Below are 3036 nucleotides of genomic sequence, written 5' to 3'. Positions count from 1 at the left end.
CCGGTGGCTGAATCGTCGGCGCCTGAACCACCCTGGGCTAACTCGCCCGGGACGGAACCGTCAGGAGATGTGCCGGGTGCTTTCTCCAACGGCTCCGCAGGGACCAGCATTGCGGTGAGGTTGGTCAGCGCATCGGGGCTCTGGGCGGCTGTTGCGGTGAGCCCGGTGAGGATTGCTGCAGCTGCGGCCACGGCCGTCAGCCGAACCGAGGCGCTCGGGCCATGGGCTCCGCCCCTGGCGCTGTGCGAACCACCTGCGGAGTGAACTGTACCGTTCTTTCGAGACCAGCTGGGATGGCGTCCGGCAACTGACAGCGCGCCCGCGGCCACACTGGCAACGTCTGGCTGAACAGGCTCGGCGCTCAACGGATCAGTGATCGCATCGAGCTGCAGCATGGACACAGCCGCACCAAGGCAGATGGACGATTTGGGATCCGCGTCCACGGCAATGGGCCGGTCCAGCTGTTCCGAAATCACCTGCGCCACCAGCGGTATTCGCGACGATCCGCCAATCAGCAGCACGGCCGAGAGGTCAGCCGGCGTGAGCCCGAGCTCCTGCAGCGAACTCTCCAGGGCGTCCACGGTCTCCCGGATGGGCGCGTCAATCATGGCTTCAAACTCGGAGCGGACCAGCCGGACCTGGTGCTGGACACCCGGAAGCAGGACCGAGATGTTCGCCTCGCTGTCGGAGGAGAGGGCCTCCTTGGCTTCAACACACTCCCGCCGCAGCCGGGCAAGGGCAGCCAGTGTGCCGGGCGCGGCCGGGTCAACGCCGGTAAGGACCTCTCCCGCGTGCTCGGCTACATGCCTAAAGACGGCAGCATCGAAATCCGCGCCGCCCAGCCCCTCAATCCCCTCAGGACGGCCTACCAGCTCGAACTGGCCGGCTCCGACTTTCCGGAGCACAGCCGTGTCAAAAGTTCCGCCGCCGAGATCGTAGACGGCAATGATGCTGCCATTTTCCACCCGCACCTGCGAGGCGTAGTGCAGCGCAGCAGCAACAGGCTCGCTGACCAGGGTGACTTTGGTGAGGCCCTTGGCGGCAAGGGCGCGGAGGATCAGTTCTGTTCGGTGCGCGCCCCAGGAGGCGGGGTGGGATAAGACAATGTCCGACGGCGGTGCGCCCTCGCGTTCCTCGGCGCGGTCCACGACCCAGCGTGCCATGGTGGCGAAGACTTCCTCGGCCGGAAGAGACAGGGTGCCGACGGAAATCGGGACTTCGTCCCCCACCCGGCGCTTGAACTCGCGTATAACGCGTTCGGGGCTGTCAAGGCCTCGGCGCTCGGCAGCCTCCCCACGAGGATTGGCCCTGCCTCCGGGTAGTACACCACGGAAGGCACAGCCATGCCACGGAGACCCAACGGAAGGCTCTCCGGGACTCTCTGTTCATCAGTTCGGACAACGGCGGCGGCTGTGAAGCTGGTCCCGACATCTATGGCGAGAACATAACTCATAGGAACCTCGGCAAGAACGCTGCGAGTTGTCTGCAAGCTTCATCACGGACAACTCCAACCAAGGTAGCACCACCGTGTTCCCGGCAACACCCTTATTCCTACATCGATTGGTCTATTAAGTTGCGCCCTTCAGGGCCGCGGGAGAAACCCCAGTTCAGAGGCCCGAGTAGGAGTGGAGCCCGTTAAAGAACTGGTTGACGATGGTGAAATTGAAGACGACACACAGGTAGCCAACGATCGAGAGCCAGGCGGCGCGGGTGCCGGTCCAGCCTCGGGTGGCACGGGCGTGCAGGTAGCCTGCGTACACCACCCAGATCACGAACGTCCACACTTCCTTGGTGTCCCAGCCCCAAAAGCGGCCCCAGGCTTTTTCCGCCCAGATGGCGCCGAACATCAGGGTGAAGGTCCAGCCAATAAAGGCGATGGCGTTGATCCGGTAGGACAGGTTTTCCAGGCTCAGGGCGGAGGGCACCAGCCGCATAAATCCGAGCTTGTCCGCACCGCCGGAAGCAATGGTTTTCTGCCGGTGCGACTGAACCAACTGAAGGGCGGACATGGCGAAGGTGAGCGTGAAAAGCGCAGAGGACAGCACTGCGATGGAGACGTGGATGATCAGCCAGTAGCTCTGCAGCGCCGGAACCAGGTGACCCACAGGGGTCCAGTAGGCAACTGAGGCAGCCACCAGCATGATGATGGCCAGCCCCACCACAAACGTGCCGAGGAACCTCAGGTCGCGGCGGATCAACACCAGCAGGAACACGGCCACGGCCACAAAAGCTCCCGTGGTGAGGAATTCATACATGTTGCCCCACGGCACGCGCCCTGCACCCAGCGCCCGGGTGATCACACCGGCTGCATGGATCAACGCACCGAGGACGGTCAGTGCCACGGCCACCCGCGCGGGCGCGCGGCGCTCGGCTGAGTAGCGCATGTCGGCGTCAGCGGTCAGTCCGGTCCCCGAAGCGTCGCCCTTATTGGAAACGGACGACGACGGCCGCTCGGCCCGGCCCACAGGTCCGGCCAGGTGCGAGGACCCGGCCCTGTCCCCTGCCGCGCCTGCGTCAAAGGCTGCACCGGCCGAAGACGCGCCGGCCATCGCGGGCACCTTGGCGCCCGCGGCAGCGGCAGCCTTCAGGTCAATAGCGCGCAGCGCTTTGCTGCTCTTCGCGAGGTCCCAGGCGAAGGCGATGAAGGCCACGGTGTACGTGCCGGCGGCGAGCAGCATAAAAAGCTCGCTGTACTGGCCCATGGTTTCGTTGATGGCGAAAGGCATTACTGGTCCTTTGTGGGTCCGGCGGGGCCGGCGGGGATGGTGAGCGAGTCTGCGCCATTATCGTCCTGGCGGCTGGGAGTTTGCTGGGGATCGCCCTGCTCATCGGCAGCGTCCGGCTGGAGCTGCCATTCATCGGCGAGAAGCTTGCGGATGGTGGCCGCTTCGGCGGCGAGGCGGTGGTCTTCACCGCGGGCCAGGAGGCCGTATTCCACCATGGTCCGGCCGTCGTCGTGGGTCCCGGTCCGGACCCAGACGCGGCGGCGGTTGACGTACAGGGAGACGATGAGCCCGGCCACGGCCAGCAGCGCGA

At 65.3% G+C, this 3036-nt stretch carries 3 protein-coding genes; all 3 read right to left on the bottom strand.

Translation table 11 applies throughout. The annotated features are described in order from the left end of the window. Positions 1 to 1229 (bottom strand): Hsp70 family protein (locus tag DBR22_RS22570; protein ID WP_375135033.1); only part of this gene is annotated, 1229 nt, incomplete at its 3' end. Positions 1230 to 1607: 378 nt separating this feature from the next. Continuing rightward, positions 1608 to 2726 (bottom strand): c-type cytochrome biogenesis protein CcsB, encoded by a 1119-nt coding sequence (ccsB, locus tag DBR22_RS22565; RefSeq protein WP_108600815.1) that lies wholly within the window; start codon positions 2724 to 2726, stop codon positions 1608 to 1610. Then, on the bottom strand, positions 2726 to 3036 hold a 311-nt coding region (locus DBR22_RS22560; protein ID WP_146187631.1), incomplete at its 5' end, for a cytochrome c biogenesis protein ResB. The genes ccsB and DBR22_RS22560, both read right to left, overlap by 1 nt.

The organism is Arthrobacter sp. HMWF013 (assembly GCF_003061105.1).
Lineage (GTDB): Bacteria > Actinomycetota > Actinomycetes > Actinomycetales > Micrococcaceae > Arthrobacter.
This window is presented reverse-complemented; position numbering and strand designations above follow the sequence as displayed.